The organism is Shewanella sp. HL-SH5, from assembly GCF_051163755.1.
In the GTDB taxonomy this organism is placed as follows: domain Bacteria; phylum Pseudomonadota; class Gammaproteobacteria; order Enterobacterales; family Shewanellaceae; genus Shewanella; species Shewanella glacialimarina.
On record NZ_CP195038.1, the window covers coordinates 3,351,517 to 3,376,029 of the forward strand.

Annotated in this window: 21 protein-coding genes and 1 pseudogene; 5 read left to right on the forward strand and 17 right to left on the reverse strand. The window is 39.2% G+C overall.

The window, feature by feature from the left end; genetic code table 11:
- Positions 1 to 92: 92 nt before the first annotated feature.
- From acuR to ACRWQM_RS14640, 5 genes are all read right to left on the reverse strand, one after another.
- Positions 93 to 722, reverse strand: a complete 630-nt coding sequence (gene acuR, locus ACRWQM_RS14620; RefSeq protein WP_434930459.1) for an acrylate utilization transcriptional regulator AcuR — start codon at positions 720 to 722, stop codon at positions 93 to 95.
- Positions 723 to 923: 201 nt separating this feature from the next.
- A complete protein-coding gene (locus ACRWQM_RS14625) occupies positions 924 to 1,583 on the reverse strand; it encodes a nitroreductase family protein (protein WP_226411016.1) in 660 nt (219 codons plus the stop codon).
- A 168-nt stretch (positions 1,584 to 1,751) separates the two neighbouring features.
- A complete protein-coding gene (locus ACRWQM_RS14630; RefSeq protein WP_434930460.1) occupies positions 1,752 to 3,335 on the reverse strand; it encodes a methyl-accepting chemotaxis protein in 1,584 nt (527 codons plus the stop codon).
- A gap of 213 nt (positions 3,336 to 3,548) precedes the next feature.
- Positions 3,549 to 3,911, reverse strand: a complete 363-nt coding sequence (locus tag ACRWQM_RS14635; protein WP_434930461.1) for a hypothetical protein — start codon at positions 3,909 to 3,911, stop codon at positions 3,549 to 3,551.
- 14 nt (positions 3,912 to 3,925) lie between these two features.
- Positions 3,926 to 4,948 carry a hypothetical protein gene (locus ACRWQM_RS14640; protein WP_434930462.1) on the reverse strand — a complete coding sequence of 341 codons (1,023 nt, stop codon included), beginning with the start codon at positions 4,946 to 4,948 and terminating at the stop codon, positions 3,926 to 3,928.
- A gap of 257 nt (positions 4,949 to 5,205) precedes the next feature.
- Here ACRWQM_RS14640 and ACRWQM_RS14645 point away from each other — a divergent pair, with 257 nt between their 5' ends.
- Positions 5,206 to 5,994: a polysaccharide deacetylase family protein gene (locus tag ACRWQM_RS14645; RefSeq protein WP_434930463.1), complete on the forward strand. Its 789-nt coding sequence runs from the start codon at positions 5,206 to 5,208 to the stop codon at positions 5,992 to 5,994.
- A gap of 3 nt (positions 5,995 to 5,997) precedes the next feature.
- Here ACRWQM_RS14645 and ACRWQM_RS14650 read toward each other — a convergent pair whose 3' ends face one another.
- Positions 5,998 to 6,816: a hypothetical protein gene (locus ACRWQM_RS14650; RefSeq protein WP_434930464.1), complete on the reverse strand. Its 819-nt coding sequence runs from the start codon at positions 6,814 to 6,816 to the stop codon at positions 5,998 to 6,000.
- Positions 6,817 to 6,860: 44 nt separating this feature from the next.
- Positions 6,861 to 7,805 (reverse strand): alpha/beta hydrolase family esterase, encoded by a 945-nt coding sequence (locus ACRWQM_RS14655; RefSeq protein WP_434930465.1) that lies wholly within the window; start codon positions 7,803 to 7,805, stop codon positions 6,861 to 6,863.
- A 119-nt stretch (positions 7,806 to 7,924) separates the two neighbouring features.
- On the opposite strand from ACRWQM_RS14655, the gene ACRWQM_RS14660 reads away from it, so the two are divergent.
- Positions 7,925 to 10,024 carry a winged helix-turn-helix domain-containing protein gene (locus ACRWQM_RS14660; RefSeq protein ID WP_434930466.1) on the forward strand — a complete coding sequence of 700 codons (2,100 nt, stop codon included), beginning with the start codon at positions 7,925 to 7,927 and terminating at the stop codon, positions 10,022 to 10,024.
- Between the two features lie 319 nt (positions 10,025 to 10,343).
- Here ACRWQM_RS14660 and ACRWQM_RS14665 read toward each other — a convergent pair whose 3' ends face one another.
- The gene (locus ACRWQM_RS14665; protein ID WP_434930467.1) at positions 10,344 to 11,165 is read right to left on the reverse strand and encodes a M14 family metallopeptidase; all 822 of its coding nucleotides are present in this window, start codon (positions 11,163 to 11,165) and stop codon (positions 10,344 to 10,346) included.
- 249 nt (positions 11,166 to 11,414) lie between these two features.
- Here ACRWQM_RS14665 and ACRWQM_RS14670 point away from each other — a divergent pair, with 249 nt between their 5' ends.
- From ACRWQM_RS14670 to ACRWQM_RS14680, 3 genes are all read left to right on the forward strand, one after another.
- Positions 11,415 to 12,782 (forward strand): MATE family efflux transporter, encoded by a 1,368-nt coding sequence (locus tag ACRWQM_RS14670; RefSeq protein WP_434930468.1) that lies wholly within the window; start codon positions 11,415 to 11,417, stop codon positions 12,780 to 12,782.
- 186 nt (positions 12,783 to 12,968) lie between these two features.
- Entirely contained in the window at positions 12,969 to 14,045 is a 1,077-nt protein-coding gene (locus ACRWQM_RS14675) for a porin (RefSeq protein WP_434930469.1), read from the forward strand.
- A gap of 9 nt (positions 14,046 to 14,054) precedes the next feature.
- Positions 14,055 to 14,465, forward strand: a complete 411-nt coding sequence (locus tag ACRWQM_RS14680; protein ID WP_434930470.1) for a phosphate ABC transporter substrate-binding protein — start codon at positions 14,055 to 14,057, stop codon at positions 14,463 to 14,465.
- 123 nt (positions 14,466 to 14,588) lie between these two features.
- Here ACRWQM_RS14680 and ACRWQM_RS14685 read toward each other — a convergent pair whose 3' ends face one another.
- The 9 genes and pseudogenes from ACRWQM_RS14685 to cspE all read right to left on the reverse strand — a co-directional run bounded on the left by ACRWQM_RS14685 (position 14,589) and on the right by cspE (position 24,507).
- On the reverse strand, positions 14,589 to 16,769 hold the full coding sequence (locus ACRWQM_RS14685) for an OsmC domain/YcaO domain-containing protein (RefSeq protein WP_434930471.1): 2,181 nt from the start codon (positions 16,767 to 16,769) through the stop codon (positions 14,589 to 14,591).
- A gap of 183 nt (positions 16,770 to 16,952) precedes the next feature.
- The gene (locus ACRWQM_RS14690; protein WP_434930472.1) at positions 16,953 to 17,183 is read right to left on the reverse strand and encodes a hypothetical protein; all 231 of its coding nucleotides are present in this window, start codon (positions 17,181 to 17,183) and stop codon (positions 16,953 to 16,955) included.
- Between the two features lie 138 nt (positions 17,184 to 17,321).
- Positions 17,322 to 17,969: a flavin reductase family protein gene (locus tag ACRWQM_RS14695; protein WP_434930473.1), complete on the reverse strand. Its 648-nt coding sequence runs from the start codon at positions 17,967 to 17,969 to the stop codon at positions 17,322 to 17,324.
- Between the two features lie 45 nt (positions 17,970 to 18,014).
- Positions 18,015 to 19,583, reverse strand: coding sequence for a cryptochrome/photolyase family protein (locus ACRWQM_RS14700; protein WP_434930474.1), 1,569 nt, complete (start codon positions 19,581 to 19,583; stop codon positions 18,015 to 18,017).
- 125 nt (positions 19,584 to 19,708) lie between these two features.
- Positions 19,709 to 19,840 (reverse strand): annotated as a pseudogene (locus ACRWQM_RS14705) (DUF2256 domain-containing protein); the annotation flags it as partial.
- Positions 19,841 to 21,292, reverse strand: a complete 1,452-nt coding sequence (locus ACRWQM_RS14710) for a deoxyribodipyrimidine photo-lyase/cryptochrome family protein (RefSeq protein ID WP_434930475.1) — start codon at positions 21,290 to 21,292, stop codon at positions 19,841 to 19,843.
- Positions 21,292 to 22,659 carry a DASH family cryptochrome gene (locus tag ACRWQM_RS14715; RefSeq protein WP_434930476.1) on the reverse strand — a complete coding sequence of 456 codons (1,368 nt, stop codon included), beginning with the start codon at positions 22,657 to 22,659 and terminating at the stop codon, positions 21,292 to 21,294. The genes ACRWQM_RS14710 and ACRWQM_RS14715 overlap by 1 nt, the downstream gene beginning before the upstream one ends.
- Before the next feature lie 199 nt (positions 22,660 to 22,858).
- Complete coding sequence (gene rluF, locus ACRWQM_RS14720) at positions 22,859 to 23,791, reverse strand: 23S rRNA pseudouridine(2604) synthase RluF (protein WP_434928317.1); 933 nt, start codon at positions 23,789 to 23,791, stop codon at positions 22,859 to 22,861.
- A 506-nt stretch (positions 23,792 to 24,297) separates the two neighbouring features.
- Positions 24,298 to 24,507: a transcription antiterminator/RNA stability regulator CspE gene (gene cspE, locus ACRWQM_RS14725; protein WP_226411051.1), complete on the reverse strand. Its 210-nt coding sequence runs from the start codon at positions 24,505 to 24,507 to the stop codon at positions 24,298 to 24,300.
- Positions 24,508 to 24,513 lie beyond the last annotated feature (6 nt).

Here is a 24,513-nt window from a genome sequence, read left to right on the forward strand (position 1 = left end):
ATTTAAATGTAAAAAATTTTATAACACAAATTAAAATTTCTATTAATAATACCTATTTACGGCTCATGACAAGCAAGTCTAGATAAGTGTAATTAATGGAAACTTTTCATAAAAAAATCATAATAATCTTGTAAAGGTTGTGTATTTTGGACTAGCTTTGTTCGGCTGACAGCCCCTTCCCAACCGACCCAAAAAATTTCAGCTAACTTGTCGCAATTAACAGACTGACTAATCTCACCATTAACTTGTGCGAGGGTAAAACACAGGGACAATCGCTGCTGCCAACTCGCAAAAACAGTAATCAATTGCTGACGATAGCTCTCTGGTAGTAAATCGACTTCTTGACCTAAATTACCAATCAAACACCCACGCTTAAAATGGTACTTTTCCATACCAAGCTTAGCTTTATCAACAAATAAACTGAGCCGGTGGAGTGCGGGTAAAGACTCATCGGACAAACACTTATCTAATTGATACATAAAATAGCCAGCGTAGTTTTCAATCACAATTTGGCCGAAAACTTCTTTGCTGGAAAAATAGTGATAGAACGACCCCTTGGGCACGCCCACTCTTTTTAAAATAAGATCAATACCCGAGCCAGCAAAACCGGTTTCAGTCAATTGCTCTAGGCCGCTACGGATTAATGCCGCTTTAGTATCTTGATTGTCACGGTTGGCTTTGGGAGGACGACCACGACGAGGCTTTACTGTTTCTATGTTCATCACCAATAATAGACCGATCGTCTCATTAAATACCAGACATAAATATTCTGAATGTGATTAGCAATACAATTCCTCGCTTAAGGTCAACAATTTGATAGCAGATTTAATGACTCAACACCACTCACCAACTTAGCGCATCTGACCCACCACAATAAAACACGGACTAAATAAGCTTTTTTAGTCCGTGTCAGGTTATGCTAATTACAATACGGTAAAGATATCTTTTATCGGTAAACGTGATTTAGGCAGACCATGATTATAATCCTCGCCCTCTTTGTGATATCCAATGGCTAATGCCACCTCAACCACATAACCGTTTAATTCTTGCTTAAACTCTTCACCAATAAGCTCAGAGTCAACACCCTCCATAGGAGTTGAATCTATTCCTAAACGCCCTAATACATGCAGAGTATTGCCTAAGGCAATATAGGTTTGAGCCTTAGTCCATTCGCCATTAAAGCCAGCGTCATTAGTATTAGCTTCAGCAAAGGCAAAGGCACCATTAAGCATATTGTCATACATGTCTGCCGGCAAATGACCTGAGGACACTTCAACATCAACAACCTTGCGGTAATCATCTTTGGTATAAGCAGGATTATGTGCAAATAGAATAATATGTGAAGCTTCAGTTGCATGCGGCTGATTGAATTGATACTTGTTTGCAAAAGTATTATGCAAACGCTGCTTTGCCGCATCACTTTCAATAATAATGAACTTCCAAGGCTGCGAGTTAATTGAAGACGCGGATAAACGCATAGCTTGTTGTAGCACTGCAATATTTTCAGCAGAGATACGTTTATTTGAATCGTATTTTTTTACGGTATAACGACGTTCTAAATCTTGAATAATTGGGTGAGACATGGATGATTTCCTCATAGTGCTAGGTCAATGAGGAGAATAATAAAGGATTTAACACTGGTTTATTAGTACCGTTAAATCCAATATTAATGGACAATTTATACCTTAATAAAATGTCCATATCACTTGAAAACTAGTACGAAATCGCATCTGAAATTGGAATGTAGTGCCTTATTTGTCACCTAAAGTATTTACAGCAAAGCGCCTGATAATTGAACGAACTGCTGTAACGGAATCATGTAAATCATGACTCATTTGTAAAGATGTTTCCGATGACTCCTTGGTCGCTTCTGAAGCATCAGCTATTTCAATAATTTGCTGATTAATATGCTCCGCCACCGCACTTTGCTCCTCAACTGCTGCAGACATATCCATTGATAATTGAGTAATTAGCTCAACAGAATCACTGGTAGAAATCAGCTTCAACCTTGTTTTTTCAACAATTTCAACGCCTTGGGCAGCGGCTTGTTCACCTTTACCTGAAACTTCAAGTGCATTTTCAGCTCGTTGAGAAAGTATTTTTACAATATCGTGAATTTTATCTGTAGATTCACGGGTTTTTGAAGCTAATGCGCGTACTTCATCAGCTACTACACTGAACCCTCGGCCTTGTTCTCCAGCTCTAGCCGCTTCAATCGCTGCGTTTAAGGCAAGTAAATTAGTTTGATCAGCAATATTAGAAATTAAGCTCGCGGCTTGGCTAATTTCATTAGTTGAATCAACAAGCTCTTTAACCGTTTTAGCAATGTCTGTAACGGATATATTTAAATTATCTATCGATGCTTTAGCGGAGTTGGCTAACTCAGCACCTTCTTGAACCGTGACCTGAGCTTGTTTTGCACTTGATGCATTGCGCTCGACATTCCCCGCAACCTCTTGAATTGCGGTAGACATTTGAGTAATTGCCGAAGCAATTTGTTGAGTTGAATGACTTTGTAACGCCACGGCTTTTGCGGTGGTTTTAGCCTGCGCTTGTGTTTTATCTACAATAACATCTAAAGAACGAGCCGAATCTTCAATTCGAGTGAGTGCGGTTCTACAACGGGCGATTTCAGAACCTAACGCAAGCTTTGCTCTTGCCTTTTCCCCTAGGTCATCAAAAAAAGTCATCGCGACAAGTAAGTCGTTAAATGAATCAGGACTTAAGGTATACAGTTCACGCCAATCGGACTCATTACGATAATAAGTCCAAATACACGATATCAGCATAGTCACTAGAATTAAAATACATTCAATTCCACCTCCCATGACAGCCGCTACAACACTCAATAGCATTAATGGTAACCAAACAGGTGTTAAAGACTTAATCAGTTGAAACGCATTGGCAATTATCTTTCTAGGAGGTAAATTATTTCTTAATCTGGCATACATGGTCTCTGCGCGTGCAATTTCAGATGGAAGAGCAATCACTCTGACTGATTCATACCCAACGACTTTATTATTCTCGAACACTGGGGTTACAAACGCACTGACCCAATAATGATCACCATTCTTACGTCTATTTTTTACCAGTCCCATCCACACTTTTCCACTAGAAATGCAGGACCACATTTCTTTAAACACCGCGCTAGGCATATCGGGGTGTCGAATGAGATTGTGCGGTTTTCCAATCAACTCTTCACGTGTAAAACCGCTTACTTCAACAAATTCATCATTACAATAGGTAATATGGCCGCGGGCATCTGTACCAGAAATCAATCTGAAATGAGGCTTAAAAACGTGCAGCTTTTGTGTTACGGGTTGATTGTCACGCATATTACATCCTTGATATTTAGTCTAAAATACACTCTATGTCAGTAAAATATAGTCTAAATGGCAAATATTGAAATCTTCAGACCAACTTAGTGACTGTTAATTAAAAATCTTATTGCCTGTATTTATAGCAATCGTCGCAAAAGTGACTTTATGCATTATAGGCTTGAAACCATACTGAAAAATATTTAGTCTCTTCGCGGTCAACTCTCTGATCTAAAGCTCAATCATAATGTCGATTAATTGTGCATTATCTTCATCCGAGTCAAAGGTCGCAAATAGCAATTTTGTGCCTTTAGTTACCATCACACTGTCAAAATTATCTTCTGCATTTGGATACAACTTTAACAAATCAGACTTCAAAACTGGAATGTTATAACGTGCAAGCACAAGGTTAAAATCCTGTTTACTTTGCTCTTTAATAATAGATTCCGTCACTCTGATTCTGTTAACAATCCCCTTATCATTGACACCCAAAAGTAGATTTTCATTAGCAATAACCCAAACACCGTCAGCATTTAAGTTAACTTGGTTACTCCGCTGTTGATCGTCTAGCTGGTACATATCTTCGGTATTCATAGTAAAAAAATGGCTCACTTCAATAGAGTCTGTCGCGGTAAAATTAATATTTGCAGACTTTTTTTATCACCTGATGGCAATATTGTAAAACCATTCACTAGAAGCTCAGCGTCCTTATAGAGATCGACTTTAAAACTTTTAAAGTTTAAAAATAGTTGGGATGTGTCGCTATACACAAGGGTCTCATCACCGTGCTGAACCAAATCGAGATTTTGGTTAACACTTTGATATGTGTCTCTATAATTGACATCGTTAATAAACCAATTATCAATATCATAGTTTTCACTAAACGCGATGAGATTTGTGCCATGGCTATTTAGAATAGCCTCATTTTTAGCAATACCTATCACTTTATTACTCTTTACATAAAACCATAGACTTCTGCCATAACCCAATATTTGGGTACCATCATGGTCTAATAATCTAATACTTTCAGGCCCCATTTGGGCTTTTAATATTGATAGCGGATCACCTAACATAACGCCATAAGCACCATTGACAGACACGCTTGCGCTAGGCGGCTTATGTTTATCGGCACTGATCATTAAAGATTTACTATTTGGTACAGCCAACACTACTGACGTATCGGATAATAGAACTCTCATACCATTACTACCAAAGGGAGTCCGCTTAGTCGTAAGCTCCTTGTTATCACAAAGTGTAATGTTTTTTGCTTCTATATTGACGTTGATTTTATAATTGTCGTATTTATCTTCATCACTATTACCGGCCACTTTTTTAACAAAATCTAAGGTGAATAGTTGCTCAATAATAATGGCTTCAGCACCTGATTTTTTGCCATTTTGCTGAGCCACTAACAATGCATTTTTTATTGATTGCTCTCTAAAATCATCAGTATTTAGCTTAGTAGTTACATCATCATTTTCATCATTTATAAAAGTTAACTGCTGATGATATTCACTTAAAATGATCGGTTCACACTTGGGTAAGTAATCAAGAATAGCTGGCAGCTCGCTTGCAAACGCGATATTAGACAGGCATGTGGACAAAATTGCATAGCGTAGTGGTTTAAACATAAATCATCCTTGAGAGTGTTTTTAGATCAACTATTCCATTTTAAAGTATGACCTTTTATTAACATTAGACCTAATATGTAGTACGTTTAAATATCTATAACGATTAAACATTTGAAATATTAGTAAAAATTTTTATTAATGTTGAAGAACAAATTTATAGATAATCACATAAAATATCAATGTTAAAAAAACATAACCTAATATGAAAATCCATTGAAATATGGCGTGGTTTAATCCTGTTATAAAGGACCTAATGCGTGAACATTAAATTTGTTATTTATGGATTAGTGACACTTACAGTCATTACTGATGTTTTTGCCGATGAAGCAGTAGCCGTTTTTAAATGGCCGAAACAATATAAAGCTGCCGTGAGCCTTTCATATGATGATGCGTTGAATAGCCAGTTAATAAATGCAGTCCCTGCGCTAGATAAATATGGCTTTAAAGCGTCATTCTACCTTACGCTTTCAAACCCAAACTTGACCACCAACATCGAACAATGGCGTCAAGTCGCTACCAATGGTCATGAACTGGGAAATCACACCCTGTACCATCCTTGTCGTAAATCCATATCAGGGCGAGATTGGGTGATGCCATATCATGATTTAGATACCAAGGTAATCAGTCACATACGTCAAGAAGTGCTGTTAGCCAATACGCTGCTTCACGCTATCGATAATAAAAACAGTCGCACTTTCACTCCACCATGTGGTGATTTTAATGTATCTGATGGCAATTATATTAACGCGATTAGAGACTCTTTTATCGCGATCAAAGGATATAACCCTCAATACGACCCCAAGTTTGATCTATTACTGATGCCAGAAAATGTCAGTGGTGAAACCCTGATCGCATTCGTTAATGAAGTCCAATCCCAAGGGGGGCTAGCTAACATTGTGTTTCATGGTATTGAAGGCGACTATTTAACGGTAAGTGATAAAGCCCATAATGAATTACTGCAATATTTAGCAGAAAACAAAGATAGGCTATGGGTTGATACCTACTCTACTATTATGAATTACGTCAAAACTGAACATGGTTTCTAATTATCAGCCAAAAAAGCAAGGTGTATTAGCTTGAATGGTTTCAGATGCGATTTGGCCGAGTAATTGTTGAGTCGGTTCATCAACGTCTATATCAGCAATGTAAGGCAATAGGTCTGCTGAGTTTCCAGTTATCACCTCATAGAAAACTAACGCTGTAAATAAATTGCCCATTAATGACGCGTGGTTACCATCTGAACTATGTAATCTAAGGCTTGGCGATATCATCAATACTCTATCCCAAGCTAGTCCTATAGGGGCAACACAAGATTTTTGTACTGCGGCTATGCTGGAATGAAGCTGGTGAACCTGTCTACCTTCTTTGCTCCTTCCTAGTTGCGGATGTTCAGGAAAAAGAATTGGGGTAATTGATTCATTTTTTGCTTTTTCAATCCAAATCTGAGTTTCTAAAGTTGAGTAACTCTCCGTTCCTGATTGTGAGTATTTTTGCCCCTGTAAAATAAGGTGCGTCCACCGTTGCGTTGTTAATAAGTCATTGCGCCTCAGTTGGCTTCCCTTATCATCTAAAAAACCTCCCCCAGCATTAACAACTGTAACTTGTGCTTTATTATTGCCAGCCTTGATAATTTTGTTGATCAAATCCGCTTGATTTGACACATGACTATTGCCAAATAATAGGATGTTATATTCATTTGAAAAACGATTATCAGGGACAGGTAAATTACTCTTTGGTGACCCAAGATCACCATTTTGCTGATTATTGTCCGAGACATTAGCAATATAAGACGATGCACCATCACATGCAGATAAACTTATAAATAAAATAATCGCAATGTATATAGGAAAAACAGTTTTTGAGTACATAGTGTCTCCGTAAAAATCAAATATGTTATTAACTATATAAATAGTTAATTAAATATTGGGGCGTAAATTTGCTTTAACACTTCAGAATCATAAACGGCTTCATGCGGTACATTATTGATTTGCGAAAAACTAACAGGTTTTAAACAGGCTTGCCAAACAGAAGTTTCGGTGCCACTGCTCGTATTATTAACTGCTGGATGTTCGATTGAAGTAACGACATCATTGCAACCATTTATTTGTCGCCAATGGGCTAATGTATCCGTTACAGATTGAATATCACCATTAGTTCGCCCCGAAATGGGTACGTCAGAATCCTGCGGGCTATGAAAGTGATGCAGCGTAACTGCTGTAGATGTTGTACATTGGTCAAAGTCTCCCCTAAATTGACCTGCCAGCGAGACAACCGCAGTAATTTGCTCAGGTATTGCACATGCAAGCTTATAAGCCATAAACCCACCTGCCGAATAACCAAAAATATACACTTTATCGCTTGTGATATTATTCTCTGCTCGAAGTTGGACAAGTAAGCTACTGATAAAATCTGTATCTATAGCTCCGCCATTGTCACTGTTTTCGCTATCCCACCCCCAAAAGTTATGACTACCTTGGGGAGATACTGATAATAATTGCCTTTCATTTGTTAAACTCTTTGCATCAAAAATGCCCGCCACTTTCTGTGGTGTTCCCGGCGCACCATGTAGGAATAAGGCGATACCTTTTATTTCAGCATTAGGTTTATAAATAACGACATCACGATTATTGACCGTCATACAACTAGCATCGATTGGTAATGATGTACCGGCACAAGTAGTTGCTTGTGGTGGCTTAACTTCTGGAATATCAGGGCTGTCACTGCCGCCTCCACATCCTACTAATAAACTCAATATTGCTAAGCACGCTGCAGGTAACGTCATTATTGATTGGGCCAAATGTCGTGAAAAACTCATTTTTTGGGTATGATACTTAATGCTATTCGATATATTCTTCATGATAATCCTTTCATCGTTTTTGTGGTTTAAGTGTGCCACTACCTTGATTAGGAACAATAAAGAAGTAAGAATGGTTTGATAATGAAATGATAATGATCAGCTAAATAATAAGGATATAGATGCATTATGCATTTGGTAGTATTACCGTTGACCTTGAAAAAGTAGAAATACAGAAAAATAACGTTCACTTAGTTTGCGAACCACGCATTTTTGAATTGCTAGTATTTTTTTGCAACCATCCTCAAGAAGCCATATCCAGAGAACAACTAATTACACAGGTTTGGGGCGGAAGAGTTGTCAGTGATGCAGCGGTAAATCGTGCGATTGGTGAACTTCGAAAGCTCATCGAAGACACTCCTTCATCTCCAATATGGATAAAAACGGTCAGTAAAGTCGGTTATATATTCACCGCGAGCCCTACCTTATTAACACCTCATAATTTAAGTGACGCAGTAAATACCAAAACAGACTCAAGTAATCAGGCTCAAATACTCCCTCAGCCTAAAGCAACTGACATTAAAATTAATAAATTTGCCGCATTATTTACTGCATTCAATTCAACGGCATTAGGCATTATCATCTTACTTGTCATCGTAGGAGTAAGTTTTTATCAATCTAGTCAATCAAGCATCCAACAACCATTACTTCAAATTCTAGACAGGCAGCCGAAAACTGCCCTTCAGGGCAGCGCCTTTAATCCATCATTTGATCCGCACACTCAAGGTTTGGTTTTTCTGTATAGAGCCAGTGCTGACGATTATGCCCAACTGTTTATGCAACAAGCCGACAGCCCACCGCTAGCAATGACCCATGATAGCTATTACTACACTGATGTAATCTATGCTGCCGATGGTTTTATCTATGCATCCCGGTTAAATAATTTACAACAAAGGGAATGTGAAATTGTTAAATTGGACCCAGCCACCAAACAGTTAGATTTAGTATTAAATTGTGGTCAAAGAGTCGTCACTCAATTAGCTTTTGATCAACATAGCAAAAGACTAATTTATCAATATCGCCCAAGCATATCTGAGCCTTATGCCATTTATGCATATCAATTAGATACAGGCAGAAAGCAACAATTAACCCACCCAAAACAAATAGGCAATAATTTAGGAGACTATTTGTTCTCCTTGTCTACAAAAAATCAAATTTTAGCGGTAGTTGAGTACAGCGATAATGGTACCGATAATCTTAAGTTAATAGATCTTAACGATAATAGTACTATTGCCAAGGTTCCCTTCATCGATAGTATATATGGCTTAGTTTGGCGATCAGACCATCATTTGCTGGCATCTAATAGTGAAGGGTTGTTTGAGTTTGAGTTTGATATCAACACATCAATATTAACCACGGTAGAAAAAAGTGATCAATTTGGAAGGCTGGCTGCCGGAGATGATTTAAGTTCAATTATTACAGAAAGAAGCCAGACAACGATGAACATCTTCAGACATTCACTGCAAAACTCGTCATCCGTTGCACTAACCGCAAGCTCATGGATCAGTCAGCAGCCTACTTTAGGTAATAAAAGTAACATCCTAGCATTTAAATCTAATCGTACCGGTAAAGAAAAAGTCTATATTCAATCGGAAAACCAAGCGGCTTATACTGCCGAGTTTGATGGCGATATAGGACATATTAGCGCAATGTCTTGGTCAGCTGATGATCAGGACCTGATTGCCAGTATCAACAATCACTTATATCGCTATTCTGTAAAAAACCGACATTGGCAACAACTCGCTAAGCAATTTTCACTGGTACACCACGTAGCCTATTCACAGCAGTCAATATTATTTAGTGCTGAAGTTAATAACCAATGGAATATCTGGCAGCTTTCGTCTGAAACGGGTGAAATTTCTCAACTCACGACAAAAGGAGGTTATAGCGCCCAAAGTAATGGGCAGCAGTTGTACTTCACTAAATTCAATCATTCAGGGTTATATCAATTAGATTTACACACAGGTAGTGAAACACTATTAATTAATGACTTTCCGATTGCTGGGTGGAGACATTGGCAATTACGTGATAGTAAAATTTATTATTTGCTAGATAAAAAGTATAAGGAATTAAATCTGAAAAATTCAGAGACACAAATACTTTTTGAATTTACAGGACGCATGCCTAATAACTGCAATATGGCTTATAAGCACAATTTTTTTGCATGTGACCAAATAGAGTTAAGTCAAAGTAACATTTGGCAACTTCAGCTTTCAGAATAACCTAAATAATTGTGTTTTAAATTCAATTTCGTTGGTGACGTTCCAAAACCAACAAATATAAAATAAGCATCACTTGAATTCAGATAAAAATAAGTTTTTAATTTACAGCAATACATGTATAAAAAATCTACTCACATTCGCTTTGCTGGCACCTTAAGTGATTCTCCGTTTTACCTTGCGTTTAACCCTAATTTGAATTGAAGTAGAGATATCGTCGAATTACTTAATCAAGAATGGGCCGAACCTGAAATTTGCAACGATTACAGCAGTTAGCTAGCGACTACACCAGCAAGCAACAATAAAACTACTACCAAAAACATTAATAATCTGCTTTATATAATCCAATAAAAGCCTTCATTGCGGCGCTGTTAGCTAATATTCTTTGATCAAAATTTTGCTGACCTGGTGTTTCAGTACATGCACCAAATTTAGCCCCAAGCTTGACTAAAAAAGACTCAAATGATGAGTCAAAATGATTAAATATCACCCCACTTGTTACTGGACAATCATCAATATAACCATCTTGAGCTAGCGTAAAATATTGTGCTAGCGCATCTCGTAAACTAAAACTGAAAGTTCCAGGCGAGCAATTTGATTCAAATGAATATAAATAAGTATCACTGAGCAACACATCTTCGTGACATGTCAGCACACCGTCTCGACTTAACTTTGCTAATAAACCAGCATGCTGGAGTAATAATTTACCTTCTACAGAGGTATATTGATTCGACCTAGGTTGCTGCTGTTCAAGCACAAATCCTCTGTTGGGATTTTCACCAAATAGATTGAACCTTTGTCCGTTACTAAACCCGCTTGGATTAACTAAGGGTAACAAACTCAAGTTAAGATGCTCTAAGATGTCATCAGGAAGTTGTTGTAAAAAGTGGAGCATTCCCCATGGACCAGCTGCCTCTTCGCCATGAAAGCCTGCGCAAATTAACACTGAAGGTAAATCATTCTTTGGCGTACTTGATTGATACAGACAAATAGGCAAATCATCTACCGATCCTAAAGTCATTTGATTAAAGCGTAAACGCGTTATTTCAGTTGCGAGTTTAGCACTCAATAGATCAACATCATTACTCTGACAATTGTATATGTCGCAAGCCCAGAAATAGGCTTGATTCATAGTATTAGTCATACAAAACCCCTGAAAAAACACTTAAAATATAATAGCAATGACGTATTCTATCGTAGCGGTTAATAATAGAATAGTCATCGGTGAAGGGACCCCGTTAAACTCTATTTTTTACAGGCATAAAACAGTATGACCAGCATTGATATGTGTCATAGATCATACTTTCAGCTAACACATCAATTTGCATATCACTTCAGTGTTTTCAGATAAACACTTTGGTTAACATCATTTTCTATTATTTGAGTCATATCTATGTCGTCAACAGGTACATCATTACAGCCAGCTCAACAAGATTTAAGCTTGTTAGAGCAGCCTGTTGCAAAACTTTTTTGGCGCTATTCAATACCGACTATAGCGTCAATGTTAATTACCGGTATTTATGTTGCCATCGATGGTATGTTTGTTGGCCACTATTTGGGTGAGACAGGATTAGCAGGAATGATGTTAGCTTACCCTGTCGGTGCCATTTTATATGCTGTAGGGGCCTTAATAGGAATGGGCAGCGCAGCCCTTGTATCAATGAACCTTGGTAAGGGTAATATTATCAAGGCTCGGCATATTTTGGGTAATGCATTCAGTTTATGCTTACTGGCTGGATTATTTTTTGCCGTTTGTGGGAGCCTGTTTGCTAAGGATATCTTGATTGCACTAGGAGCCGAAGGTGAGGTATTACACAGTGCCCATGACTATTTATTCTGGTACTTTGCCCTGAGCCATTTCCCTATTATGTCTTTAGCTTTTACAGCACTATTACGTAACGATGGAAGACCACATTTTGTCACCTGTGTTCTTATTACTGGTGGCATATTAAATACCTTTTTAGATTGGTTATTTATAGTGGTATATCCCTTTGGCCTAGCAGGTGCGGCGATAGCCACCATGTTAAGTCAAGCCGTAACTGGCTTATTGTGCTTACAGCATTTTTTTGGCACTAAAACGCAATTAAAAATCAATTGGTCGCAAATGCGGCTTCGAGCAGAGCATTGCATCGATATTACTAAGACGGGTTTTCCGAGCTTTTTAATGAATTTGTACTTATCGATAGTACTCACTCTTCACAATACCGCCTTACTCTGGGTAGGCGCCCCTTTACATGTTGCGGTTTATGGCGTCATTAGTTATACCGAGGCAATCTTCTATTTGGTTTTTGAAGGGATTGCTTTTGGCACCCAGCCTATCTTTAGCTTTAATGCTGGCGCAGGTCGCTACGACAGGGTCAAAGAGGCTCGCCACATTGCATTTAGTATGACTTTAGTGGTCGCCGTTATTGGGCTTATTTTAATTTACACTCGCCCACAGTGGATGGTGTATCTTTTTGCCGGGAATAACCCTGAATTAACCCCTGTGGCGATTGAAGGGTTACGATGGTATTTTTGGGGACTGCCTATGGAAGGATTATTACTTGTTGGAGCGAGTTTTTTCCAAGCTATTGGTGCTACCAAAGAGTCTGCTATTTTAACGGGGTTAAAATTAATATTAATTGCCGCGGTAATTTACCTTTTTGCATGGGCATTCGGTGTTTTCGGTGTATGGATTTCACTCGCGAGTTGCAGCGTGGTACTGACGATATGGATGTTGTTTGCCATTAAACGAGTCGACAAATATAGAATGGGAGCTTAGAGAAATATATTTCAGCATCCTTAACAATATCTAAGTAATGCTTATTAAAAACAGTGCTTACAAGCAAAAAAAAGCTTTAGACCATAACACATTAAATAAGTTGCAGAAAAGTTAAACTAAAGTTGCACTAATAAAAAACTGTCCTAACCTTAATAGTGAATATAACCTCACTGTTAAGGTTTTTCTATGAAAAAGAAGATAGCAATTGTCATCAGTTCACTATTTCTGGCATCGCCAGCTGTAGCTGAAGTGAATATTTCAGGCTTTGCTTCGGTCGTCGGTGGTCAAGTGCTCGAAGGCTCCGGCGTTGAAGAGTTTGATTTAGGCCCCTCATTTCTAGCAGATTACCCTTTAGTGGGCGTCTATGAAGAAGAAATCAGTTTTAACCCAGATACATTAATTGGTATTCAATTCAGTGCCGATTTGATGGAAGGCTTATCAGCAACAGCTCAAGTAGTATCAAGAGGCGCTAATGATTTTTCTGCCGATTTTGAATGGGCTTATGTATCGTATGATGTAAACGATAACTGGACATTACAAGGGGGTAAAAAGCGTCTTCCCCTCTATTATTACAGTGATTTTTTTGATGTCGGTTATGCATATACTTGGATTAGACCGCCTGCAGACAACTATACTTGGCAAATATTTAACTACAATGGGGTTAGTGCACTTTACAACTATTTAGTTGGTGATTGGACCGTGTCTGGTCAAGTTTATTATGGTAAAGAGGAAAGTGACCCAAATAAACTGTTATCTGAGTTTTTCTTTTTAGAAAGTACCCGTGAAATTTGGAAAGATATTGGCGGTATCGTTGTTCAATTTAATCGCGATTGGTTAGATATTCGCTTAACCCATATGCAATACACCAATGAACGCTATATTGATGATGTTCAACAAGAGTGGGATGGCAGCACAGAGCGAAAAGGTAAGTTTTATGGGTTATCAGTCAATATCGATTATGAAAACTTTATCTTATTAACTGAATTAAATCGTCTGTCTTTACAGGGTGACGATCTAGATACTTACTTAATCACCCTTGGTTACAGAATTAGCGATTTTACCCCTTACGTTTCTTATTCTGACTTTAATGATGGTGTTGCTGGCGAAGTTCATAATACGACATCATTTGGCGTTCGTTGGGATTTTCATCCTTCTGCTGCCCTTAAAGTGCAATATGATGACGTAGAAGATAATGGCGGGCCGGGCTTGAAAGTTGCCGGTGATGCTAAAGCGGTTTCTGTTGGTATTGACTTAGTATTCTAGGAGAGAGATATGAATAAATTACTATGCTCAATCCTGTTGAGCTTAATATCACTGCAAGCATCCGCGGCAATTGCGGTTATTGTTCACCCGAGTAACGCTGACAGTATCGATCAAAAATATATCGAAAACATCTATCTTGGTAAAGTAAAGTCGTTCCCCAGTGGAGAGCAAGTTGTCCCAATTAATATGGATGCGTCACAGGCGGCTAAAGAGACATTTGACTCTACTGTATTAAGTAAGTCAGCAAGTCAGCTAAAAGCTTATTGGTCCAAGAAAATGTTTACTGGTAAAGGGACACCACCCAAAGAAGTATCCAGTACCGAGGACATGATCAAATTGATCTCTTCAAACCCAAGTATGATTGGTTATATAGACAGCGGCTCAGTGAATGACACAGTAAAAGTGGTTGCCGAGTTTTAGGCCTGTCAATATTTTAGGGTCAGGCGGCGATATTTACACGGTTAAGATAAGCGAAAAAAATGCCAGCGGTAACTTAAACGTTATCGCTGGCATTTTTTATTATGTTTAATTATTTTTTCATGCTTATAACTTTTGCTGACGCGCTTGATGAAGCTTCTTGTAGCTTTCAATCAGCCTTAAATGCGGCTCGATCCCTTCTAAATTGATACTGGTTTTAGTTAAACCATAAAAACGTACCTTGCCCGAGACAGACCCAACCACATTGTCCATTACCTCAGCACCAAACATTCTATTAAAGTTACCGATAAAGTGTTCTAGCGCTAAGTCTTCATCTAAGGTCACTTCAAGCACTGCATTGACTGCTTGATAGAATAAGCGGCGTTGTACAGTATTGTCATTAAACTGCAAAAACTCCTCGACTAATTCCAGGGCATCTTCATGCTGTCCTAGTGCCAAGTAAATCATTATTTTGAGTTCAATAATGGTTAGCTGCCCCCAAACCGTATTCTCATCAAAAACGATACCAATTAAGGTACCAATATCTGTCTGGTTATCAAGCTGGCTTTCTTCTAAACGATTAACTAACTTGCCTAGGGCTTTAGTGCTTAACGAGTGCAGGTTTAAAATATCCTCACGATAAGCAAGCGACTTATTGGTGTTGTCCCATATTAAGTCATCCACTGGGTAAACTTCGGAATATTCCGGCACTAATATACGGCAAGCTGAAGCGCCTAATTCAGTAAATTCAGCGATATACACTTCTTTACCCATAGCGTCTAAAATACCGAACAGTCCACTCGCTTCTTCTTCACTGGTGCCGGAAAAATCCCATTCACAGAACTCATAGTCATACTTGCTGCTAAAGAAGCGCCAAGATATTACCCCTGTTGAATCAATAAAGTGCTCAACAAAGTTTTCAGGTTCGGTCACTGCCATGCTATTAAATGTTGGTTTTGGCACATCATTTAAGCCTTCAAAACTGCGCCCTTGTAACAGCTCAGTTAAACTGCGTTCTAGCGCCACTTCAAAGCTTGGGTGTGCTCCAAACGAGGCGAATACGCCGCCAGTTCTTGGATTCATTAAGGTCACACACATCACCGGGAATTGGCCACCTAATGACGCATCTTTCACTACAATAGGGAAGCCTTGTTCTTCCAAGCCTTTAATGCCCGCTAGAATGCTAGGGTACTTTTCAAGTACCGACATTGGCACATCTGGTAGCACTATTTCTTGTTCAATGATTTGACGCTTTACTGCACGTTCAAAAATTTCAGATAAACACTGCACATGGGCTTCTTCTAGGTTATTACCCGCGCTCATGCCATTACTTAAAAACAAATTTTCGATTAGATTAGACGGGAAATATACCGTTTCACCATCAGACTGACGCGTATAAGGAATAGCACAAATACCGCGAGCAATATTGCCTGAGTTAGTATCAATTAGGTGCGAGCCATTTAGCTCTTCATCTGGATTATAAATATCTAAACAATACTCATCTAATAGGCCTGTTGGTAGTGAGTCATCCTGTTCTAAAGCAAACCATTTCTCATTCGGATAATGGACAAATTCGCTATTGGCGATCTCAACACCATAGAATTGATCATTGTAGAAAAAGTTATTGTTTAAACGCTCAATAAACTCGCCCAAGGCTGAACACAGTGCGCTTTCTTTGGTGGCGCCTTTACCATTGGTAAAACACATAGGTGATGCTGCATCACGAATATGTAAAGACCACACATTTGGCACTATGTTACGCCACGATGAAATTTCAATTTTCATCCCAAGGTCAGCTAACATGGTGGTCATGTTTTGAATAGTTTGTTCAAGGGGTAAATCTTTACCTAAAATAAAGGTACTGGAATCGACTTCAGTTTGCCCCATCAACATTGCGTTGGCATCGGCATCGAGATTTTCAACGGTTTCAATTTTAAATTCTGGACCTGTTTGCACCACTTTCTTCACGGTACAGCGATCAATAGAGCGCAAAATCCCTTCGCGATCTTTATCAGAAATATCAGCGGGTAGCTCTACTTGAATTTGGAAAATTTGGTTATAGCGATCTTCAGGATCAACAATATTGTTTTGCGACAATCTGATATTTTCAGTCGATATATCACGCGCTTTACAGTACACCTTAATAAAATAGGCGGCACATAACGCTGACGAGGCAAGGAAGTAATCAAAAGGACTCGGCGCAGAACCATCACCCTTGTAGCGAATAGGTTGATCAGCCGTGACGGTAAAGTCATCGAACTTGGCTTCTAGTCTTAAATTGTCGAGAAAATTTACTTTGATTTCCATTGAATACGCCTACAGTCATTCACGGCCAAACGGCCAAATTATCTAATTAAGGTGAATTATCGGTGTTTTTGGCTCAATAGTCTTGGGTTTATTCAACAAAAAGTCTGAATTAAGCTGATAACAGCAAAGCATAATGGGAAAGATCAAAATAGAGCTGCAACATACTATGGGACGTTAATACTTTTATTTTTGCTTTTCTGACTCTCTCATCACCAAAAGAAACGTAAGGTACATTTTAGTGGGCAATGACAGCACCATGCCAAAGGCAACGCACATGGCGCTGACAATAATGCCTTTTACGCCCATAGCCTCAACGGTTTCACTGAAGTTGTGCAGATAAATACCCGTCAGAATTAAGCTAATTCCTATCGTTATACTGGTTTTTAGTAACAAGATAAGCCTAGCATCAGTCACTTTTATCTCTTAATTTTAAGGATTACGTATAACTAATATAGTGCCCTTAAATGACCAATGCCACCGTGATTCAGATCATGCCAGTAACTTTCTAACCTAGCTTAATAACTTGACTTAAACTCTGTATTTGATGGATGGTTAATCACCATCAACGGATAACTGGGATAAATCTTGATCGGGTTTAGCATAACTTAAACGACTTAATCGCTTGGTAGTGTGATAGCCATCAAGCCCGGATACAGCAACGGTTTCAAGTGACTCTATATCAAGATAGCCATCGGCTTTTAATGCTTGCTCAACAAATAAAACGTGGCTGATTTCACCAATCACTAAAATGGTGTTATTAATGGCGAGCGGGATAATCTCACGCACTTGCAAAGAAAACTTCAGCCGACTTTGTGCCACAAATGGCGCAGCAACATCGTTAATGTATTCAGCGGTTAAGCCCACCGGTTCAAATTCAGACACACCAACATCATAACGGGCGGAAGTTTGATGAGCCTGCTTATAAATCTGTGCCGAAACCTGATTAATAGTATAAACCCCAGTTTGTTTAATGTTGTCTAAGGTATCTCTGGGCACACCATCGGGGCGGATAATCATTCCCATTAATGCGGGATCTGCACCAATATGAAACGCTGAGCTAATCATAGATAAATTAGTTATACCCATTGCGTCTTGAGTGCCTACTAAATTGGCACTCTTAAAGCCTGATAAGCTGTTAATAAAACGTGCTCTAAAACGTGGTTCTAGCGCGGTTATATCTTCAGAAGTTAAGTGTTTCATTAATGGTTTATCCTAAATTAACAGGCAGATAGTATCTATTATGTCTTATAGCGCTGATAAATTAGCCAATAAGTGTTCCGCATGGTCTAAAATAATCTGGCGATCTTCCGCTGGTTTTTTTAACCAATTGCCGTAGACCATTTTAGTGCGTGGATTTGCGCTAAAGTCATTTTGATGCCGGCTCATAAAGTGCCAATACAATGAGTTCAGCGGACAAGCATTGGCGCCGTGCGCCTTAGTGACTTGATAGACACAGTCACCGCAGTAATCACTCATTTTATTAATGTAGTTACCACTGGCCGCATAGGCTTTCGAGCCTACAATACCGCCATCAGCAAATTGACTCATGCCTCTGGTATTGGGCATTTCAACCCACTCAATAGCATCGATATAAATGCCTAAATACCAAGCATCGACCTCATCGGGTTGAATGCCGGCGATTAAACAAAAGTTGCCTGTGACCATCAGCCGTTGAATATGATGTGCATGGGCATATTCAAGCGATTGCTTGATTGCATGGTGCTGGCAATTCATTTTAGTATTGCCGGTCCAAAACCAATCGGGTAGCGACCTTGATGCGCCAAGTGCATTTAACGTTGAATAGTCCGGCATATTGGCCCAGTAAATCCCCCTCACAAACTCGCGCCAACCGATTATTTGCCTCACAAAGCCTTCTATTTGCGCTAGGGTTATTTCGCCATTAGACGACTCAAAATGTGCAATAGCGGTATTAACAACGCATTGGGGACTGATCATTTTAGTATTAAGGGCGAAGGACAACCGTGAATGATAAAGGGTCCACTGCTTAGATTCGCCCAAAGTATCTAATTTAGCCGTCATTGCATCTTGAAACTGTCCGAATCTGACTAAACAAAAACGGCAAAAATGCTCTAAAAGAGATAATGCTTGTTGCCGGTTGACTGGCCACAACAAGGTGGTATTCACTTCACCTAGGGTATGGATGTTATGCCGTTGAATTCGTTCCCATATTGATGTGACATCATTACTAAATAACAAGGGTTCAGGTACAGAAACAAAGTCTTTGGGTTTTAATTTTTGACGATTTTGCTGATCGAAATTCCATTGGCCTCCAGTAGGTTCAGTCCCTTGCATCATCACATTAAATCGTAGTCGCATTTTACGGTAAAAGTGTTCTAGCCGATGTTTTTTATCCTGCTGAAAATAGTCAGACAACTCAGCATCCGTTAAATAAAAATGCTCGGTCTCATAAGAGGTTGCTGTGATAGTTAACCCTTGAGTAAAAGTATCAAGTTGCTTGCGTAAGCGGTATTCATCAGCAAGTTGATATTCAAATTCTGTAACACTGTAACGCTGAAATAAGGCCGTCAGTAATGCTGGTAAGTCTTGATATTGCGCAGTGTCATCTAAGGTTAGGTGCAATACACGATGGCCCACCTGTTCAAGTGCGCTGGCAAATTGTGACATAGCAGCAAAAAAGGCTGATATTTTTTGGGCATGATGCTGGGTATAACTGGCTTCTTGGTGCAGCTCGGCAATAACATATAAAGTATGTTGATCTTTTTCACGAAACCAAGAATGCGAGGCATTAAGTTGGTCGCCTAAAATTAACCGCAACCTTTTTGCTGACTTCATCTCTCACTCCGGTTCACTGTCTGAATGGGCATTATTTGATCTATGCTGGTGTTAATACTACTGGGCTTATCGGGGCGCAAATTAGCATGTTCAACATCGCTACCCTCAGTTAGGTTTGGAAGTATAGCTTTACGTTCACCAGCGCAGCGTTTAGAACAATATTTAACGTTTTGCCAATCCTTTTGCCATTTTTTACGCCAGTTAAATGGACGTAAACACACCAAACATATCTTAGACGGAAGCTGGGATTTTTTCATCTAATCTGGCCTCACATGACGTTGCAAAAGTCGATAAGCTTCCCGCTTAACCTCAGGCTTAGTGCGCCACTGCCAAAGTAAACTTTGGGCCGATTTATAGGTTTCACCTAAGTCGACTATCGGTGCAGGATAATCTGTACCTATGTTAACTTGATACATCATTTGCTCCATGGCAGATAACTGCCAAGGTGAATGAATTAAAGGTGCAGGTATTTCGGCAAGTTCTGGCACCCAACGTTTAACAAATTCACCTTGAGGATCTTTTTCCAGCCCTTGCTTAACAGGACTATAAATCCGAATAGTATTAATACCGGTCACCCCAGCTTGCATCTGAAATTGGCTGTAATGTATACCTGGCTCGAAATCTAAGAATAACCGCGCTAAATGTTTAACCCCTAAACGCCAATCTATTTGCAGGTGATGAGTTAAAAAACTGACTAACATGGCGCGCATTCTAAAATTAATATAACCGGTATGATGCAAGCAGCGCATACAAGCATCAACCATAGGCACGCCAGTTTGACCTTGCTCCCATGCAAGCAGCTTATTATCAGCATCATCACCGTGAGCACGTGGTAGGTTGGTATAACCTCGATTTACTGGACGAAATTCCATCTCAGATTCACTTTCAAACTTCTGAATAAAATGACAATGCCAATGTAATCTCGAACTCAGTGCCACTAAGCTTCGCCGCCAGCCTTTGGTATGCCAATGACTAAGCAGATGCTGATAAACTTGACGCAGACTGATATTACCCCAGGCAAGATAACTGGATAAACGTGAGCAATGCTGCTGGCTCAGTTCTGGGCTAGACAAACTATAGGCATAAGACTGACCACGACCTTGAAAAAATGATTCAAGCGTTTGCCATGCCATACTTTCGCCCCCAAGTTGAAAGTCACCTTTGTCCTGGTTAAAGTGTTGCGCAACATCAGCCAGCGAATGGCAAGCAAGCGGCTCTATTAGCCATTTTACTGTGGCTAAGTTTATCGACTCAAATTGATAACGCATCACCTGTTGCCAGTACTTATCCCAATGTTGACGATTAGGTAAACCGCGAATAACCGCCGCATAAGGCGTTTCATACCAAGCAATATCTTCTATATCGCACCAATGTTTAATATCAATATCACGATCAAAGGTCACCTTTAGACCCACTTCTTGATGGGAAAATAACTGCGTAATACCATACTTATGGTGCAAATCAGACAAAGTTTGTATGGCTGGATCTGCACTGCACAGTAAACTCCCTTGGGGCAACTTAGTTTGCATATCAGTCAGAGATTCAATAATAAATTGCCAGTGCCTTGACGAATAATGTGGGTCATTAACTAAAATTGGCTCAAAGCAATAAACCAGCAGCACCGGTAAGCCGCTATTAATTGCATTAACTAAAGGCTGATGATCAGATAGTCTTAAATCTCGTTTTAACCATACAACGGCTATAGACATTAACTTTCCTCTGAAGACATTTCAGCAGACATTGGCCAATCTGCAGCATCAACTGAATCTAAATGACACACTCCCTGCTCGCCCTGCCATTTTTGAATAAATACATTGTCCGGATCATATGTTTTACTTTGTTTGGCGATATTAAAATGACGACCACCTCTTGGATCTGCACCCACACCTGCAATGTATTGCCAATTACCCCAGTTTGAAGCGACATCATAATCGATAAGCTGTTTTTCAAAATATGCCGCGCCATAGCGCCAATCAACGCCTAACTCGTTGACCAGACAACTGGCGACAATTTGCCTGCCCCGGTTGGACATATATCCAGTGGCATTGAGTTGCTTCATACAGGCATTAACTAACGGATACGGTGTTGTGCCATGGCACCACTTTTGAAAACGTTCAGGAAAGTAACTGGTTAAAGGCGCGGTTTGTTTGCCTCCTTTGAAGTTAAATAATTGCGTTTCTAGCCTCAAGGCTAACCAATGGAAATATTCTCGCCAAAGTAATTCAAAGCCTATCCAATAGGTAGAATCATTAGCACCATGTTGATCTTCATATTGACGGACAGCAGTCCAAATTTGGCGAGCAGAAAGATTACCATGGGCTAAAAAAGGGCTAAATTTAGTCGAGTTATCAAAACCATCCAGCTCATTACGCGTCACCTTATATGTGCTGGGTAAATCGCTACTGAAGTAGTGATGTAAATGCTTGAGCGCACTTAGCTCGCCACCTAACATCAATGACTTTTGTTGATGCTGACTTGCCAAAACTAAAGGCAATCCCATTTGGTGTTGATCAAACAAAGCTGTGTCAATAATGAATGGATTAGGCAGTGTATCTAACCAGGTTTGGCAAGATTGAGACACTTCAAGACGGTATTTTTCCACCTTGCGCCTGAACTGCGAGAAACTCGAAAACTCAGTATCGAATTCATTCATTTGCTCATAACTGAATAAGCTATCACTCCACTCTGACACAAACTTCACTTGTGTTAGCTTTTGCTTTAGTCGCTGCCAAAGTTTGATTTCATTCCAACCGACATTATCTGAATAACCGACTAAGTTAATTTTGTTTGATTGCACAATATGAGAAATCACCACATCAGGTTTGCCATAACAAACATGCAGTTGGTGACCCAAAAGGCTAAGTTGACTGCGGAGATCGTCAAACGACTGCAGTATAAAATCAAGTCGATGCTGGCCGATAGAAGTTTGCTGGTAGTTATTCGCTTTCAATAACATAGGGTCAAACACATACACAAAAGCGATTTCAGTGCTTTGACGGATCAAGGCACTCAAAGCAAGGTTATCTTTTAATCTTAAGTCGTTGGTAAAACAAAACAAGCCGCGATATGAAGACAAGTCATACTCACAATGTCAGTGAAACATAATTGTTGTACGAGCTAAATTAAAAAAAGTTTAGTCTTGTGAGTCTATATGGTGTCAGTTTCTATTGATTAATGTGCTGAAAATTATTATCTATCCAAGGCTGCGTTAATCCGCTCATTAAAAAAGGCCATCAATTTTAGTTGATGGCCTTTAAAGTATTCAATTTGAGCGATTAACGCTTAGGCTTCCTAGACGGGCTAGGTTTACCTTTGCCGTTTTGTGCCTGACCTTTAGTTTGCCCCCTTGGCGCTCCTTTTGCCTGACCTTTATGTTTTGTGCTGCGATTATGCTGCATGAAGTGTTCTGGCCCTTCAATTTTATCGCGCAATGATTCGGTTTTAGGCTTAGGTTTTGGCTTTTTCTTGGCCACAGACTTTTTATCTTCTGATGATGAGTCTTTTATCATCTCAAACAACACATCGAGTTCTTGCTTATCTAAATCGCGCCACTCACCAATAGGTAATCCCTTAAGGCTAACATTCATGATTTGTTGGCGTTCAAGCTTAGTCACTTCAAAACCAAAATGCTCACACATACGTCGAATTTGGCGGTTTAATCCCTGTACAAGTACAATTTTAAAAGCATAAGGTGCAACTTGTTCAACTTTACACTTTTTCGTTACTACACCAAGAATAGGTACACCTGCAGCCATACCTTTAATAAAGCTATCGGTAATCGGTTTATTAACCGTAACCACATACTCTTTGTCGTGATTATTACCTGCCCGGAGGATTTTATTAACCAAGTCACCGTTATTCGTCAAAAAGATTAACCCTTGCGAGTCTTTATCTAACCGACCAATAGGAAAAATACGTGTTGAATGATTAACAAAATCAACAATATTGTCGCGTTCAGTTCCTTCTGTAGTACTAACAATGCCCACTGGTTTATTCAGCGCAATAAATACCAGGTCTTCTGCATCCTTAGGTTCGATATCGTGACCATTAACCTTAACTTTATCGCCAGCGTTAACATGATCGCCTACCTGGGCACGCTTACCGTTAATAAATACATTACCTTGCTCAATATAACGGTCGGCATCACGTCTTGAGCAAATGCCACTTTCGCTGATGTATTTATTTAGGCGGATAGCTGAATCTGTCACTTTAGAATTCCTATGGGTAAAATTTGTCAATCAATGCCGTTATATGGTCATGATGTCAACACAGTAAAAATCAACATTACAGAGGTATCAATATAAGGATCAATACAAGGCTTAACGTCGATGCTGAGTTTATCAATTTTTAGATGCCTTGCATAAGCCTGAATACACAATAATGAGGAAATTGAAGTTGCAACAAATACCTGAGGCTATTCGCCCTTAAAGTAACCGGTATATGTGAGCTACATAGGTGCATCAAATGATTTATGCCATCACAACAAGCGATAACTTAAGGAAACGTCGTAATTGAACAGTGGTAATAATGTGGGGGAGTATTAATAGGTTTAAAATAGACTTGCTGAAATAGAATAGTTAACAATAAATAGGCTTAAAATAGGATGTACTGGCAGTAGATTTGCCGGAGAAAGTCTTACTTAATATCAAATTTTAGGCAAAAAAAAGCGCAAACAGTCGCTAGACTATTTGCGCTATCTTACTAAAGTAAGAACTTACTCAGCAGTAACGTTAGCTGCTTGAGGACCTTTTTGGCCTTGTTCTACTTCGAAAGATACTTTTTGGCCTTCAGCTAAAGTTTTGAAACCATCTGAAGTGATTGAACGGAAATGAACGAAAACGTCCGCGCCGCCGTTATCAGGAGTAATAAAGCCAAAACCTTTATCTTCGTTAAACCATTTTACTAAACCAGTTGTTTTAGACATTTTGTG